Raw genomic sequence first — 15,109 nt, 5'->3', positions numbered from 1 at the left:
CATTAAAAAGTGGAATAGAGACTGGAAAAAACAAAGCATTGAAAAGTTCAATCCGACATGGAGGGATATGGGGAAAGATTTACAAAAATAGAAAACGGGATCCCCGCTTTCGCGGGGATGACGGTGTAGGGGAGGGGGCGGGAGAAAACAATAAGCGATATCCCCGTTTTGTTATTTTCGCACGCCGCAAGGGCGGCGTGACGGAGCGCGGGGATGACGGTATAGGACGGGGCAAAAAAGACGTGGTTTATAGGGAGGCAGCGCATGGATGATATGATGACGACCTATTGGCTGCCGCTTTTCTGGATGCTGCTCGGTATTGGCGGGATTTTGGCCGTGGTGCTGGGCGGGACGGCGTATCTGACCTATGCCGAGCGCAAGGTTCTGGGCGCGATCCAGCTGCGCAAGGGGCCGAACGTTGTGGGGCCGTTTGGCTTGTTGCAGCCCATGGCCGATGGCCTGAAGGTGATGTTTAAGGAAACGATTATTCCGACGCAAGCAACTGTGTTTTTGTTTATCGCCGCGCCTGTCATGACGTTTATGCTGGCGTTGTCGGCGTGGGCTGTGATCCCGTTCGATGCAGGGCTGGTGCTGGCGAACATCAATGTTGGCGTTTTGTATGTGCTGGCGATCTCGTCGTTGGGCGTTTACGCGATCATCATTGCGGGGTGGGCGTCAAACTCGAAATACGCATTGCTTGGCGGCCTTCGCAGCGCTGCGCAAATGGTGTCATATGAGGTGTCGATCGGCCTTATCATCGTGACGGTTCTTTTACAAGCGGGGTCGTTGAATCTAAGTAAAATTGTCGAGGCGCAACAGTCAGGTTGGAATGTTTTTTCCATTTTGCTGCCGATGGCTGTTTTGTTTTTTGTTTCCGCGTTGGCCGAGACAAACCGCAGCCCCTTTGACTTGCCAGAGGGCGAGTCTGAGCTGGTTGGTGGTTTTAACACGGAATATTCGGCTATGATCTTTGCGATGTTCTTTTTGGGCGAATACGCGAACATGATTTTAATGAGCGCGATGATGACAATTTTATTCCTAGGCGGCTGGTTGCCGCCCGTGGCTGCGCTGGGCTTCGTGCCGGGCTTTGTGTGGTTTGCGTTAAAGATTGCGTTTTGCCTGTTCGTGTTTTTGTGGGTGCGCGGCACGTTGCCACGCTATCGCTATGATCAACTGATGCGGATCGGTTGGAAGTTTTTCCTGCCGTTTTCGCTTTTCTGGGTCGTCGTCGTGGCCACGGTCAAAATGGTGGGAGACGCCGGATGAATATAGCGCTGATCAAACAGCGGATGTGCTATTGGCTGGGGCTGGACTTTCTGGCCGGTTTAGCCTTGACGTTCCGGTATATCTTTAAGCGGAAAGTCACGATCAATTATCCGTATGAAAAAGGGCCGATTAGCCCGCGCTTTCGCGGTGAACATGCGCTGCGCCGTTGTGCCGATGGTAGCGAGCGTTGCATTGCGTGCAAGCTGTGCGAGGCCGTGTGCCCCGCGCTGGCGATCACGATTGAGGCGGGCGTGGCGCAGGATGGCTCACGCCGCACCACGCGCTATGACATCGATATGACGAAGTGCATCAATTGCGGCCTGTGCCAAGAGGTTTGCCCCGTGGGTGCGATTGTCGAAGGCCCCAACTTTGAATATGCGACATGGACGCATGAGGAGCTTTTGTACGATAAGGCGCGGCTTTTGGATAATGGCGACAGGTGGGAGCCTGTCCTTGCCGCGAACATTGAGGCGGATCGGGGGACAGCATGATCGCAGGAGCGTTGTTTTGTGTATTTGCGCTTGTGTTGATCGCGAGCGCCGTGGCGGTGGTGAGTGTGCGTCAGCCGGTGACGGCGGTGCTATTTTTGATCCTGTGCTTTTTCAATGCGGCGGGTTTGTTTTTGTTGTTGGGGGCAGAGTTTTTGGCCTTCATCCTACTTATCGTCTATGTCGGCGCGGTTGCGGTGTTGTTCTTGTTTGTCGTGATGATGCTGGACGTGAAGGGCGGGTCGCCTTCTGCGCCGCTTAAGCGGTTTTTGCCTGCCTCGCTTGGTGTGGGCGCGGTGCTGCTGGCGCAGATGGTGGTCATGGCCGTGACGTGGCCGCAGGCGCATGTTGCTTTGCCGGTAGTGGCGGATATGGAAAATACAAGCGCACTGGGGCGCGTGTTGTACACGGACTTTATCTATCCGTTTCAGGTGTCGGGATTTGTTTTGCTCACGGCCATGATTGGCGCGATTGTGCTGACACAGCGTGGGCCTCGTGGGACAAAGCGGCAGAACGTGCAGGCGCAGCTGGATCGCCGCGCCGAGGATGTTGTAACGCTGCATGACGTCAAAAGCGGAAAGGGGGCTTTGTGATGGAAAGCGTTTTCACGATTGGCCTTGGGCATTATCTGGCGCTGGCGGGGATGCTGTTCGTCGTCGGCCTGATGGGCGTGATCATGAACCGTCGCAACGTGATCGTGTGGCTGATGTCGATTGAGCTGATGCTGCTGGCCGCCACGTTGAACCTTGTGGCGTTTTCGCATTTCGGCGGCGGGATTGCGGGGCAGGCTTTTGCGATGATCGTTTTGACCGTGGCCGCGGCAGAGTCCGCCATTGGCCTTGCCATTCTGGTCGTAGCGTTCCGTCAACGTGGCGACATCGCGGTTGGTGGTTTAGCGGAGTTAAAGGGGTAGGCGCATGAGCATAACGATGATGATTGATAGCGCCGCCGTTTTCCTGCCCTTGCTGGGGGCGGCGTTGGCGGGGGCTTCAGCCTTCGGTCTTTGGCCTTCGGGGAAGGGTCGGGTTTCTTCTGATTTGTTTGCTCAAGTTGTGACGTGCGGGGCGATGCTGCTCGCGGCGGCGTTGGCGGTTTTTATTTTTATCGATGTTGCTTTTGGCGCGGGTGGGGCGCGGACCCATATTCTTGCGCCGTGGTTTGCGATGGGGAGTGTGAAGGCTAACTGGGCGCTACGCTTTGATACGCTGACGGCGATTATGGTGGCGACGGTAACAACTGTCTCGGCTATGGTGCATCTTTATGCGGTTTCATACATGAAGGGTGATCGGGGCATGCCGCGCTTTATGGCGTACCTGTCCCTGTTTACGTTCTTTATGTTGATGCTGGTGAGTGCCGACAATCTGTTACAGATGTTCTTCGGGTGGGAGGGCGTAGGCCTCTGTTCCTATCTGCTGATCGGGTTCTGGTATGAGAAGCCTGCCGCAAGCCGTGCGGGGATGAAGGCTTTTTGGGTTAACCGCATTGGCGACTTCGGGTTCTTGTTGGGCATCTTTGGCTGCTATCAGTTGTTCGGTTCACTGGACTTTGATGTGATTTTTAGAAGCGCGTCACAGGTGGTTGGTCAGACCTATGTTGTGGGCGACCGCTCATGTTGTGCTTTAACGGCGGTTTGTTTGCTTTTATTCGTGGGTGCGATGGGCAAGTCGGCACAGATTGGCCTTCATGTCTGGCTGCCGGACGCGATGGAAGGGCCAACGCCCGTGTCGGCGTTGATCCATGCCGCGACCATGGTGACGGCGGGCGTGTTTATGGTGGCGCGGCTTTCGCCCTTGTTCGAATACGCGCCTGCGGCTCTCGCTGTGATTGCCATTGTGGGCGCGGTGACGGCGGTTGTTGCGGCCTCAATTGGCCTCACGCAGTTTGATATTAAACGCGTGATCGCCTATTCGACGATGAGCCAGTTGGGCTATATGTTTTTTGCCGCTGGCGTGTCGGCCTATGGCGCATCGATCTTTCATTTGATGACCCACGCGTTTTTTAAGGCGCTCTTGTTCCTTGCGGCGGGCAGCGTCATTCATGCGATGAGCGGCGAACAAGACATGCGCAAGATGGGCGGCCTGTGGCGCAAGATGCCCGTGACGTACGCGCTGATGTGGATTGGCTCGCTGGCGTTGGCGGGCATCGGGATCGAAGGCGTGTTCGGCTTCGCAGGCTTTTATTCCAAGGACATGATTTTAGAGGCCGCCTATGCGCATGGCTCTTGGTATGGGCGTGCGGCCTATGGCCTTGGCCTGATGGCGGCGTTTATGACGGCGTTTTATTCGTGGCGGCTGATCGTTCTGACGTTCCATGGCAAGGCGCGGCATGACGCGAGCGTGGCGGCGCACGTTCATGAATCGTCGTGGTGGCTGTTGGGGCCGCTTGTGCCTTTGGCTTTGGGAGCGGCGCTGGCAGGCTTTGTAGGGCATGGGTGGTTTGCCAGTGCGCCTGATGGCGCTTTCTGGCGTGGGGCTTTGGTCGTGTTGCATGGCCACGAGGGCGTTGTCGTGCCAGAGGTTGCCAAGCTTGCGCCGCTGATGCTGGCGTTGATGGGGATGGGGCTATCGGTCTGGCTTTATGTGCGCAGACCAGAGGTTCCGGCGATTATCGCGGCCAGACTGGGGGCGCTGTATCGCCTCGTTTTGAATAAATACTATTTCGATGAGGTGTATGATCGTTTGTTCGTGCGACCTTTGCCGAAGCTGGGCGCGTTTTTCTGGCATCGGGGGGATGAGCGCTGCATCGACCGCTTCGGCCCCGATGGTGTGAGCGCGGTGGCGCAAGGTATCGGCGCAAGGGCGCGTCGTTGGCAGACAGGCTATGTATTTCACTATGCCTTTGTGATGGCCTTGGCACTTGCCGTCATGGTCGGCTGGATGATGGTGAGGAGATTTTGGGCATGAACAACTTTCCGCTTTTAAGCCTAATCACATTCCTGCCACTACTGGGCGTGGTGGCGCTGGCGCTGTTGCCGCGTGGGCAGGATGAAAAGCAGGTGAGGCGCACAAGGCTGATCGCGCTGGTGGCTTCTGGCGTGACGTTTATAGCGTCGCTTGCGCTGCCCTTTTTGTACGACGCGGCGACGGGCGGTTTTCAGCTGGTCGAAAAGGCCGCGTGGATGCCGTCGATGGGCCTTGTGTATCATCGGGGCGTGGACGGGATTTCGCTGTGGTTCGTTTTGCTTTCGACGCTGCTAACGCCGATTGCAATCCTGTCGGGCTTTGCGGTGAAGGAGCGGGCGCGGTCTTTTATGGCGGCGCTGCTTTTGCTTGAGACCATGATGATCGGGATGTTTACGGCGCTCGATTTCTTTTTATTCTATGTTTTTTTCGAAGGCGCGTTGATCCCCATGTTCCTGATCATCGGCGTGTGGGGCGGCGAGCGGCGTGTTTATGCGGCGATGAAGTTTTTCCTTTATACGTTCTTGGGATCGGTTTTGATGCTGGTCGCCATCTTTGTGATGGTGATGAAGGCGGGGACGAGTGATATGACCGCGATGATGGGTTTTGCGTTCCCGAAAGAAATGGCCATGTGGTTGTGGCTTGCGTTCTTTGCCTCGTTTGCCGTGAAGACTCCCATGTGGCCGTTTCATACATGGTTGCCCGATGCGCATGTGCAAGCGCCAACGGCGGGCAGCGTTATTCTGGCAGGCGTTTTGTTGAAGATGGGCGGGTACGGCTTTATCCGGATTTCCTTGCAGATGTTGCCTGACGCCAGCGCGACTTTTGCGCCGATGGTGGTGACGCTCAGTTTGATTGCCATCATCTATGGCTCGCTGGTAGCGCTTGCGCAGACGGATATGAAGAAGCTGGTTGCCTATTCGTCCGTCGCGCATATGGGGTATGTCACGCTGGGGATTTTCTCTGGCACGCGCGAGGGATTGGACGGCGCGATGATGGTGATGCTCTCGCACGGGATCGTCTCTGCCGCGCTGTTCCTTGGTGTCGGCGTGGTGTATGAGCGCACGCATACGCGTGAAATAGTGCGGTTCGGCGGCGTGGCGAGCGTGATGCCGCACTTTGCGTCGGTGTTCATGGTCTTGACGTTGGCGGCGGTTGGTTTGCCCGGAACGTCCGGTTTTGTGGGTGAGTTTCTGGCGATGCAGGGCGCGTGGATTATGAATCATGGCGTGGCGGCTGTGGCGGCTTTGGGCATTGTGCTGGGTGCGATATACATGCTGTGGCTTTATGCGCGGGTGTTTTTCGGTGTGGCTGAGAAGGCGGAAGTGAAGGCGCTTCCCGATCTGACGTGGCGCGAGGCAGCGATGTTCCTACCGCTGTTGCTTTTGATTTTGTGGGTGGGCCTTTATCCGACGACGTTTACGCGCATATTTGCGGTGGATGCGGAGCGGATACAGCATGCAGGGGAAGATAGATGATCAACATGCTTTTTGCTCTTCCTGAAATGATGGTGGCGGTGGCGGCGATGGCGCTTTTGCTGATCGGTGCGTTTCGTGGGGACAAGGCTGGCGGCCTTGTCACAAGCGCGGCGATTGTTTCCTTGCTGGCCGCGGCAGTGCTGGTGTTTTTGGGCCGTGAGTCCGGAGTGGTTTTTCATGGCATGTTTGCGGTTGATGACTTTAGGCGGTTTATCAAAGTCATGCTGCTGATCGCGTCGGCGGGTTCGCTGACGCTTGCGCCGGTATTTTTTGGCGGACAGAAAAGGGGCATCAAACCCGAATATCCTGTTTTGGTGATGCTGTCGGCGCTGGGCATGATGCTGATGATCTCGGCGCATGATTGGATCGCGTTGTATGTCGCGCTGGAGCTGCAAAATCTGGGGCTTTATGTCCTGACGGCTTTTCAGCGCGAAGAAAAACGATCCAGTGAGGCCGGATTAAAATATTTTATGCTTTCGGCTTTTTCATCCGCGATTATGCTGTTTGGGCTATCGCTGCTTTATGGCTTCGCGGGGGGCACAGGGTTTGATGTTATGGCACACGTCTTGACGCAAAGTCCGGCGCTGCCTGTCGGCATTGTCGTTGCTCTGGGCTTTGTTTTGGCGGGGTTTGCTTTGAAAGCATCCGCCGTGCCGTTCCATATGTGGACGCCCGATGTGTATGAAGGTGCGCCATTGCCCGTCACGGCCTTTTTGGCGGCTGCGCCGAAAATTGCGGCGTTGGCGCTGCTGGCGGTTGTGTTAGCCGTTCCTTTGGCGGCCACGGCGACCGTTTGGCAGCCGATCCTGATCGTTCTGGCCGTGGCTTCGATGGCGTTGGGTTCGTTCGCGGGATTGCTGCAAAAGAACATCAAGCGCCTGATGGCCTATAGCGCTATCGCGAATGTTGGCACGATGCTGGTGGGTTTTGTTGCCCTTGATCCTGTGCGTGGCGGGATAAGCGTTTTGGGTCTGCAAGGTGTGTTGGTTTATCTGGCTGTTTATTTTGTTGCGACACTGATTGTGTTTGGCGTGATGGTGGGCATGCGTCGAGATGATGCCCCCGTGGAAAAGATGGATGATCTGGCGGGGCTATCCCAAACACACCCATGGATGGCACTGATACTTGCCGTGGCTTTGTTCTCTTTGGCCGGTGTGCCGCCTTTGGCCGGATTCTTTGGCAAATACTTCGTTTTGCTGGCGGCGGTTAAGGCTGGGTTGTGGCCCTTGGCGCTGATTGGGGTGCTCGCTAGCGTCGTGGCGGCAGGCTACTATTTACGGATCATCAAAATCATGTATTTTGATGCGGCGAAAGAGGGGCAACTTGATCCTGTTGGCTCTTTTGCGTTGAAGGGCGGCCTCGCTCTGGCCTCGCTCTTTCTTGCTTTGTTTGTTCTTGCTCCTGCGCTGCTTGTTGATGGTGCACGCCTTGCTGCGGAAAGGCTGTTGCTTCCATGATCCCTTCTTTTTTTCGCGTTCAAACGCTGGATGTTACCGAAAGTACCAATGCGGTGGCTAGGCAAGCCGCCGAAGCGGGCGAGGCCGAAGGTCTTGTCGTGCAAGCGTTGCGCCAGACGGCGGGTAAGGGACGGTTGGGTCGCACGTGGGAATCGCCTGAAGGCAATTTGTATGTCAGCGTGCTTTTGCGGCCTCGCCGTACGCTGCAACAGACAGCGCTGTACACTTTTGCGGCGGCGTTGGCCGTTCATGATGCGGTCTTAAAGGCCTGCCCAGAGGCGTCTTTGCAACTTAAATGGCCTAACGACGTGCTGGTTGAGGGGAAGAAAATTAGCGGCGTTTTGCTTGAGACGGCCCCTGTCGTTGACAATCTGGTAGAGTGGATTGTGATCGGGGTTGGTCTTAATGTTACGCATCATCCCGATGAGGCCCTTTACCCGACGACCTCTTTGTCCGAGCAGGGATCGTCGGTGACGGTTGAGGCTGCGCTGGCTTATTTTCTGCAAAGCCTTGATCAATGGCGTCAAACCCTCTACTACGATGGTTTTTGCCCGATCCGTAAGGCGTGGCTGTCGGATGCCAAGATGGGGGCCATGGTTGTGAGGCTGCCTTCGGGCGAGGTTCATGGCGACTTTGCTGGAATCGATTCTAAGGGGAGCCTTATCTTGCGCTTGGCAGATGGGCAGGAAACCGTCATACGGACGGGCGATGTTTTTTTCTTGTAAAAAAGTAAGGGAGGCTTCCTGATGCTTCTTGCCATTGATGCCGGTAATACGAATACCGTTTTTGCGCTATTTGACGGCTTGACCCAAATTGGCATGTGGCGTGCCACGACGAATGCGCAACGTACGGCGGATGAATATGCCGCTTTTTTGAAAACGCTTATGGCCCAAATCGGCGTTGAGGTTTCCGCCGTAACCGACGCGATCATTGGCTCGGTTGTGCCGGACGCGAATTTTAACTTGATCCGGCTTTGCCGTCACCATTTTGATTGCGAACCGTTGATGGTGGGCGCGACGGGCGTAAAGACAGGCATTACGGTCAAGATTGATCGCCCCGAAGAGCTGGGCGCGGATCGTTTGGTGAATGCTGTAGCAGGCGTCGCTTCGTATAAAGCGCCGCTGCTCATCATCGATTTTGGGACAGCGACGACATTTGATGTGATTGATGGTGAGGGTGTTTACTGCGGCGGCGTGATTGCGCCGGGTGTTAATCTGTCGCTTCGTGCTTTGCATATGGCGGCGGCCAAGCTGCCTAGCGTTGCCGTGGCGCGGCCCCCCAAGGTTATCGCGACGGGAACAGTCACGGCTATCCAATCGGGGCTTTTCTGGGGCTATGTTGGCATGATCGAAGGCTTGATTGCGCGCATCAAGGCCGAGTTTGGTTTGCCCATGACCGTGGTGGCGACGGGCGGGTTGGCCTCTTTGTTTGATGAGGCTATTCCTTCTTTGGATCATATTAATACGGATCTGACTTTGCGCGGTCTTGCGCTGATTTTTGAAAAAAACAAGAAAGTTGAAAACAGAGTATGACGCATAAAGTAAAAATAGACATGCACCGTCCACCCGATGACGCCTTGTGGCTTTTGCCTTTGGGGGGATCGGGCGAGATTGGCATGAACCTCAATCTTTATGGCACGGCAGGCAAGTGGCTGATGGTCGATTGTGGGATCATGTTCGGCGACGATACGACACCCGGTATCGATATTATTACGCCTGATATTAGCTTTATTGCGGCGCGGCGCGATGATTTGCTGGGCATTGTGATCACACACGGACATGAAGATCATTTGGGCGCGATCGAGCGTTTGTGGGCAGATTTGCGCTGTCCCGTATACGCGACGCCATTTCCAGCCGCCATCCTGCGCGCCAAGTTTGCGCAGGCGGGCATGCAGGGTCTTTTCAATTTGATCGAGATCCCTGTCGGCAGTTCGTTTGAGGCGGGGCCTTTCGCCATCGAGATGATCCCCGTCACGCACTCGGTTCCCGAAAGCCATATGGTGGCGATTAATACGGTTCATGGCCGCGTGCTTCATACGGGCGACTGGAAGTTTGATAACGACCCGATTATTGGCCGTCTGACGGACGAAGCGCGCTTAAAAGAATTAGGCCGCGAGGGTGTTATGGCGCTAGTCGGCGATTCAACGAACGCGACGGTTTCCGTGGCGACGCCTTCTGAAATCGCGGTACAAAAGGGAATGGTCGATCTTTTCGGAGAGTATAAGGGGCGTATTGCCGTCACATGTTTCTCCAGCAACATTGCACGCGTGAAGTCCATCGCGCTTGCCGCAAAGCAGCATGGTCGCCACGTCTCGTTGGTCGGGCGTTCTTTATGGCGTAATGCCGAAATAGCGGAGTCGCTTGGCTACCTGCCGGAGTTCAGCGACTTTCTTAGCGAACATGAAGCGATGCAAGCGCCGCGTGATAAGGTCGTCATGGTCTGCACAGGCTGTCAGGGCGAGCGCCGCGCTGCGCTTTCGCGCATTGCTGTGTTTGATCATCCTGCCGTGACGCTAGAGCGTGGCGACGTCGTGATTTTCTCCTCGCGCGACATTCCCGGCAATGAAAAAGCCATCGGTCGCGTGCAAAATCTTTTGCTAAGCCACCGCGTGAAGGTCGTGACGAACGATCACATGGCTGATGGGCGATTGGTTCACGCCTCCGGTCATGCGGGGCAACCCGATATTGCCGAGCTTTACCGTTGGGTGAAGCCTCATTTGTCCGTGCCAGTGCATGGCGAGTTGCGCCATCAGACCGATCATGCGGCGCTGGCGCGGTCGCTGGGGATTGAGAACGTCGTAATTCCGAAAAATGGCCAGATCATTCGCCTTGGCCCCGACACGCATGAATTAGTGGGGGAGGTGCAAGCGGGTCGATGGGGTCTTGATGGAACGCGCCTGCGTCCTTTGGATCAAACGGTCACGCAGCATCGCCGCAAGATGGGCTTTAACGGCGCGGCGGTCGTGACGCTTGCGCTGGATCGTCGTGGTATGGTGGCCAGCGAACCTCAAATCACGCTTTTGGGGATTGATGATGAAAAGGCCATCCGCGTCTTGAGCGAGGATATTTCGTCGATGATCTTGGATGAGGTTGAGCGGATGCCCCGCGCCACGCTTTTGGAAGATGACACGATGAAGCAGGCCGTGACAAAGATTGTTCGTCGTGCCTTGCATGAATCGCAAGGGAAGAAGCCTGTTGTCGAGGTTCATTTGGTCAGGGTTTAGACTACGCCCTAGGCCTATGCGCTTGGTAAAACGTACGGTTTTTGATCCTTATCGTTCTTTTAACGATTCCGCCTGATGATGGAGTGCTCTTTTTTCTTTTTTGACGTGGAGGGGAGACCAATATGAAAAAATTGGGGCTTTGCCTCGTCGTTTTTTTTGCCCTTTTTTCCCCCTGCGCCAACGCTGGCGATCTTCAGGATATTAAGGCGCGAGGCGAAATCAGGCATCTTGGATTTCCTTATGCGAATTTTGTGACAGGCTTTGGCGATGGGTTTGATGTTGAAATCATCCAAGGCTTTGCCAAATATCTTGGCGTCAAATATGTTTTTGTGTCAAGCCAGCATTCAACCCTTGTGCGCGATTTGCTGGGCAAGGACATTGTCCGCAAAAAGGATGGAGGGGTTCTTGAGGGAAACTATCCCGTCAAGGGCGACTTGATTTCTGTGGGGTTCGCCATTTTTTCATGGCGCGAACCGTTCTTTCTTTATTCCGCGCCGACCTTTCCTTCGCAAGTTTTTCTTATTGCGCGCGCGAACGCGCCACTAGCGCCCATTAAGGGAAGCGACAACTTGAACAAGGACATTGTTGAGACAAAAGCCCTGATTGGGAAAAGCAGCCTGATGGTCGTGAAAAATACAAAACTTGATCCCCGAAACTATGATCTTGAGAACAAGGTTGCCAATTTTCACCGTCTTGACGAAGACACTAACTCCCGCAGCATCGCGCGGTCGCTGGTTGATGGCAAAGCCGATCTGACACTTTTGGACGCGCCGGATGTTATCCTTGATTTGCACGATTGGGCGGGCAAGATCAAAGTGCTGGGTCCTATATCGCAGGAGCAGGCTTTGGCAACAGCGTTTTCTCCATCGTCCCCTGAGCTGCGGGATGCGTTTAACAATTACCTTTTTCAGATCAAAGCCAATGGAATGTATGACCTGCTTGTTGATAAATACTTTCTGGGAATACGGAGTTTTTTCCCCGAATTCTTTCTGAAAAAGGATTAAGGGGAGGAGATCGTGTCAATTCGTTTCGCCTCTAAATGGCCCCTTTTCGCAACGCTTGTTTTTTGCGTCTATGCGTTTGTTCTTTTAAAAAATGTTTTTGAGTCGCAAGAACAATTAAGAAATGTCGCGAATGCGCGGCAAGTTGCCAGTAGCGCACGGCATGCCGCCGCCTTGGACGATTTTGCGCGAGGGCTAAGCACCGATGCGGTGGACATAGCCGGTTCTTTTGTTCTTATGTCCTATCTAACGAACAAGGATCTTGGCATGTCACCCCGCTATGGGTTGAAGGCCAGCCTTACCTCCGTCGAGACAGCTTTTCTTGAGGAAGTCAAACACCGAGAATCCTTGGGCGGTGGCAAACGCAATCGCTTGCTGTATTATTCTGAGGCGGGAGAAGTTCTGGTCGATACCTTGCCTGAATCGCCGCCCTTGCCGCAAGCGGCGCATGATTGTGAAAAGACCCATTTTATTGTTGATCAGAAAGAGAACCAATTTATTGCGGCGGCGGCAGTTTCGTATCGGGGAAAGCCCCGTGGCTGCGTCACCCTTGCCGTCGACATGAAGTATGTCACACACTTTTTTGTCCAACCGACGGATGAAGATAAGGGCCATTTGGAGGTGCTTGTTACAAAAGAGGGGAAGGAGGTTCGCCTGCCTGATCAGCCCTATCGTTTGAAAGCTGAGGCCGTCCCGCTGCTTTTGAAACATAAATGGAATGAGGTTTTCTCCCTTGCCAGTGAATCGCGCCGCCTTATTCCTGATTATGATTTGGTTGTTTTGACTCCATTGGCTTGGATCCCTGGGGCGTTTGTTACGTTGTTGGGGGAACAAGAGCTTTATGGGGACATAACCTCGCGTCCGTTTTTATATATTGTTTCCGTTTTTCCTATTTTTCTTTTGGCTGCCGTATTTCTGCTTATCAAAATGCGCAATCGGACGCTTCGTCTCCAAGCCGAGTTTGCCGAGTCGGACAAAAGGCGGTTTGAGTTGCAGGATCGCAACCTATCTTTGTCTCAGGAGATAGCCAGACGAGAAGCGGTGGAGCATGAGCTTCGGGAAAAAAGCGAACAGCTGGAGCGCATGGCGGCGGACCTGCGCACCAGCAGCTTGCACGCTGAGGAAGCGAATAAAGCCAAGTCAGAATTTTTGGCAGCCATGAGCCATGAAATTAGAACGCCCATGAATGGCATTATTGGCATGACGGAGCTGGCGCTGGAAACCGACTTGAATAAAGAACAATATGAATACATTGAAAACGTCAAGGTGTCGTCAGAGTGGCTCTTGACGATTATTAATGACATCCTTGATTTCTCGAAGATCGAAGCCGGAAAGATGAGCCTTGAAACCATCTCGTTTCATCTTCCTTCCGTGATTGATGAGATGATCAAGCCCCTTTATTTGCGCGCCAATGAAAGCCGCGTGTCGCTAATTCGCACGATTGATCCCGATGTCCCCTGCCAGCTTATGGGGGATCCCGTCCGGTTGAGGCAGATTCTCCTCAACCTTCTTGGAAATGCTTTGAAATTTACAGCGCAAGGAAGCATCACGCTTCTTGTCAAAACAAAGTCTATGAAGGACGGGCATGTCGTTCTTGTCTTTGTGGTTCAAGATACAGGAATTGGTATTCCCAAGGAAAAACAGAAAAAGATTTTTGAAGCGTTTTCACAGGAGGACAACTCAACCACGCGCCGCTTCGGCGGAACGGGGCTGGGGCTGACGATTTCTTATAAGTTGGCGCAGCTTATGGGGGGCGCCATTGTTCTGCATAGCGTGGAGCGGAAGGGCAGCGCCTTTTCCGTTACCATTCCGTATGAGATCGCGCCCGCCGGACAAGAGGAACCTGTGGATGCTTCGTCGGGCGGCGAGGGCGAGACGGAGCCTTCGGTGGCCTTAAAAATTCTCTTGGCTGAGGATATGGAGCTTAACCAGAAAATTATCAAAACCATGCTGGGAAAATTGGGGCATGAGGTGGTGGTGGCGAACGATGGCCAGCAGGCGCTTGATAAATTAGGCCAAGACAAATTTGATTTGATTTTGATGGACATGCAGATGCCCGTCATGGGGGGGATTGAGGCCACGACGCATATTCGAGATGAAGAAGCGCGTCGCCATGATGGGAAGAGGCTTCCCATTTACGCCTTGACGGCGGCGGCGCTCCCCGAAGAGAGGCAAAAGGGGTTAGCCGCAGGGCTTGATGGCTACATGACGAAGCCTATTAATAAAAAAGAGCTGATCGCCTTGCTTAAGGCCATTGTGCGCAATGTGGTGGAAACCAGCGCTTAGCCGCGGGCTTGGCCTTTCTTGCGCGGTGCGGCTAGAGGACGAACCCTAACAATCTCATCGAGTTTCTTGGCCGCCTGCTGGGCCCACGGTGCGCCGATCAAAAGCTCATGGTAAAGGTCTGAAAGCCACTGTTGTTCCGACAGGGGTATGCCCGAGGAGAGGGCGTGGGTTGTTTTCTGCCCTCCTTGACGGGGGGCAGGGGCTTTGCCCTTTTGCAAAGAAGAGTCAGCCGAGGCATACACCTTGTTGGTTGACCATTTCTCTCCCTTAAAATATTTCAGCAAATCTTCATGAGAGAATTTCATCTTGTGAAAGGTATAGTTACAGCCGTTGGCGGCGGCAGCATCGACAAGGTTCTTTTGTGTCACAATGCTGGGGAAGGGCACTTTGATTCCGGCTAGACGGAAGGTAAGGACAACGCCTCGCCCGATAATATCAATAAGTTTAATTTGTGTTGTGTTGTGTTCGATCAGGATTGAATCGGGCTCAAGAGCGATGCCATGACGTATCTTAAATCTTTTGGGGCACGCGACACCCAATTGCGTAGCGCTGATAAGACGGGTTAGGTGCCATGCTGCCGCAAAGATTTTTCCGGCTTCTCGTCCAAGATCGCGATCAAGCGCTACCTCATAGGCCGCCAGAAAGCCATCGCCTGTTCCTTTGTAAACAATGCCCCCCGTCACGCGAACAAGGATTGACGTCAGGGCATAAAACCGCTTGAGGAATTCCTCGGCCTCATTGATGTATCTTATGTCATTCAAAATGGTCGATGACTTTTCAATATCGCAAACCCAGACCAATGTCCTTTTTCTGATAAAGGTTAGGGCGATGGCGGCGGCTCCGCCCTTTTTCTTGGCGGCAAGAGAGGTCTTCCCCTTTTGGCGAATGGCCAAGCCAGTGTTTTCCATGGGGGGCGACTTTTTGGTCATAAGCTATCCTTTGCGGGAGCGCGGTATCGTGGCCCCGTTGTCATTCTATCAAGTCGGTAAGGGGAGGCAAGCCTTCTGATG

At 54.2% G+C, this 15,109-nt stretch carries 14 protein-coding genes; 13 read left to right on the top strand and 1 reads right to left on the bottom strand.

Going from position 1 to position 15,109, the window contains the following annotated elements; translation table 11 throughout:
- From WC612_06490 to WC612_06430, 13 genes are all read left to right on the top strand, one after another.
- On the top strand, positions 1-272 hold a 272-nt coding region (locus tag WC612_06490), incomplete at its 5' end, for a hypothetical protein (protein MFA6280421.1).
- Positions 265-1,266, top strand: a complete 1,002-nt coding sequence (gene nuoH, locus WC612_06485; GenBank protein MFA6280420.1) for an NADH-quinone oxidoreductase subunit NuoH — start codon at positions 265-267, stop codon at positions 1,264-1,266. The genes WC612_06490 and nuoH, both read left to right, overlap by 8 nt.
- A complete protein-coding gene (gene nuoI / locus WC612_06480; protein MFA6280419.1) occupies positions 1,263-1,757 on the top strand; it encodes an NADH-quinone oxidoreductase subunit NuoI in 495 nt (164 codons plus the stop codon). The genes nuoH and nuoI overlap by 4 nt, the downstream gene beginning before the upstream one ends.
- Positions 1,754-2,347 (top strand): NADH-quinone oxidoreductase subunit J, encoded by a 594-nt coding sequence (locus WC612_06475; GenBank protein ID MFA6280418.1) that lies wholly within the window; start codon positions 1,754-1,756, stop codon positions 2,345-2,347. The genes nuoI and WC612_06475 overlap by 4 nt, the downstream gene beginning before the upstream one ends.
- Positions 2,347-2,667, top strand: a complete 321-nt coding sequence (nuoK, locus tag WC612_06470; protein ID MFA6280417.1) for an NADH-quinone oxidoreductase subunit NuoK — start codon at positions 2,347-2,349, stop codon at positions 2,665-2,667. The genes WC612_06475 and nuoK overlap by 1 nt, the downstream gene beginning before the upstream one ends.
- A 4-nt stretch (positions 2,668-2,671) precedes the next feature.
- Positions 2,672-4,657: an NADH-quinone oxidoreductase subunit L gene (gene nuoL, locus WC612_06465; protein ID MFA6280416.1), complete on the top strand. Its 1,986-nt coding sequence runs from the start codon at positions 2,672-2,674 to the stop codon at positions 4,655-4,657.
- Complete coding sequence (locus WC612_06460) at positions 4,654-6,132, top strand: NADH-quinone oxidoreductase subunit M (GenBank protein ID MFA6280415.1); 1,479 nt, start codon at positions 4,654-4,656, stop codon at positions 6,130-6,132. Before nuoL ends, WC612_06460 begins: the two co-directional genes overlap by 4 nt.
- Positions 6,129-7,589: an NADH-quinone oxidoreductase subunit NuoN gene (gene nuoN, locus WC612_06455; GenBank protein MFA6280414.1), complete on the top strand. Its 1,461-nt coding sequence runs from the start codon at positions 6,129-6,131 to the stop codon at positions 7,587-7,589. The genes WC612_06460 and nuoN overlap by 4 nt, the downstream gene beginning before the upstream one ends.
- Positions 7,586-8,314 (top strand): biotin--[acetyl-CoA-carboxylase] ligase, encoded by a 729-nt coding sequence (locus WC612_06450; GenBank protein MFA6280413.1) that lies wholly within the window; start codon positions 7,586-7,588, stop codon positions 8,312-8,314. The genes nuoN and WC612_06450 overlap by 4 nt, the downstream gene beginning before the upstream one ends.
- 21 nt (positions 8,315-8,335) lie before the next feature.
- Complete coding sequence (locus tag WC612_06445) at positions 8,336-9,121, top strand: type III pantothenate kinase (protein ID MFA6280412.1); 786 nt, start codon at positions 8,336-8,338, stop codon at positions 9,119-9,121.
- Positions 9,118-10,812, top strand: a complete 1,695-nt coding sequence (locus tag WC612_06440; protein ID MFA6280411.1) for a ribonuclease J — start codon at positions 9,118-9,120, stop codon at positions 10,810-10,812. The genes WC612_06445 and WC612_06440 overlap by 4 nt, the downstream gene beginning before the upstream one ends.
- A 122-nt stretch (positions 10,813-10,934) precedes the next feature.
- The gene (locus WC612_06435; GenBank protein ID MFA6280410.1) at positions 10,935-11,816 is read left to right on the top strand and encodes a transporter substrate-binding domain-containing protein; all 882 of its coding nucleotides are present in this window, start codon (positions 10,935-10,937) and stop codon (positions 11,814-11,816) included.
- Between the two features lie 12 nt (positions 11,817-11,828).
- A complete protein-coding gene (locus WC612_06430) occupies positions 11,829-14,099 on the top strand; it encodes an ATP-binding protein (GenBank protein MFA6280409.1) in 2,271 nt (756 codons plus the stop codon).
- Here the strand turns inward: WC612_06430 and WC612_06425 are convergent.
- A complete protein-coding gene (locus WC612_06425; GenBank protein ID MFA6280408.1) occupies positions 14,096-15,028 on the bottom strand; it encodes a hypothetical protein in 933 nt (310 codons plus the stop codon). The genes WC612_06430 and WC612_06425 overlap by 4 nt on opposite strands.
- Positions 15,029-15,109: the final 81 nt, after the last annotated feature.

This window comes from Bdellovibrionales bacterium (assembly GCA_041662785.1).
GTDB lineage: Bacteria > Pseudomonadota > Alphaproteobacteria > UBA9219 > UBA9219 > UBA8914.
This window is presented reverse-complemented; position numbering and strand designations above follow the sequence as displayed.

Excerpts from the sequence above, each read along its gene's own strand:
- WC612_06440 (MFA6280411.1), top strand. The coding sequence starts at position 9,118 with ATGACGCATAAAGTAAAAATAGACATGCACCGTCCACCCGATGACGCC.
- WC612_06475 (MFA6280418.1), top strand. The coding sequence starts at position 1,754 with ATGATCGCAGGAGCGTTGTTTTGTGTATTTGCGCTTGTGTTGATCGCG.
- WC612_06450 (MFA6280413.1), top strand. The coding sequence starts at position 7,586 with ATGATCCCTTCTTTTTTTCGCGTTCAAACGCTGGATGTTACCGAAAGT.
- WC612_06435 (MFA6280410.1), top strand. The coding sequence starts at position 10,935 with ATGAAAAAATTGGGGCTTTGCCTCGTCGTTTTTTTTGCCCTTTTTTCC.
- WC612_06445 (MFA6280412.1), top strand. The coding sequence starts at position 8,336 with ATGCTTCTTGCCATTGATGCCGGTAATACGAATACCGTTTTTGCGCTA.
- WC612_06460 (MFA6280415.1), top strand. The coding sequence starts at position 4,654 with ATGAACAACTTTCCGCTTTTAAGCCTAATCACATTCCTGCCACTACTG.
- nuoK (MFA6280417.1), top strand. The coding sequence starts at position 2,347 with ATGGAAAGCGTTTTCACGATTGGCCTTGGGCATTATCTGGCGCTGGCG.
- WC612_06425 (MFA6280408.1), bottom strand. The coding sequence starts at position 15,028 with ATGACCAAAAAGTCGCCCCCCATGGAAAACACTGGCTTGGCCATTCGC.
- nuoI (MFA6280419.1), top strand. The coding sequence starts at position 1,263 with ATGAATATAGCGCTGATCAAACAGCGGATGTGCTATTGGCTGGGGCTG.
- nuoL (MFA6280416.1), top strand. The coding sequence starts at position 2,672 with ATGAGCATAACGATGATGATTGATAGCGCCGCCGTTTTCCTGCCCTTG.
- nuoH (MFA6280420.1), top strand. The coding sequence starts at position 265 with ATGGATGATATGATGACGACCTATTGGCTGCCGCTTTTCTGGATGCTG.
- nuoN (MFA6280414.1), top strand. The coding sequence starts at position 6,129 with ATGATCAACATGCTTTTTGCTCTTCCTGAAATGATGGTGGCGGTGGCG.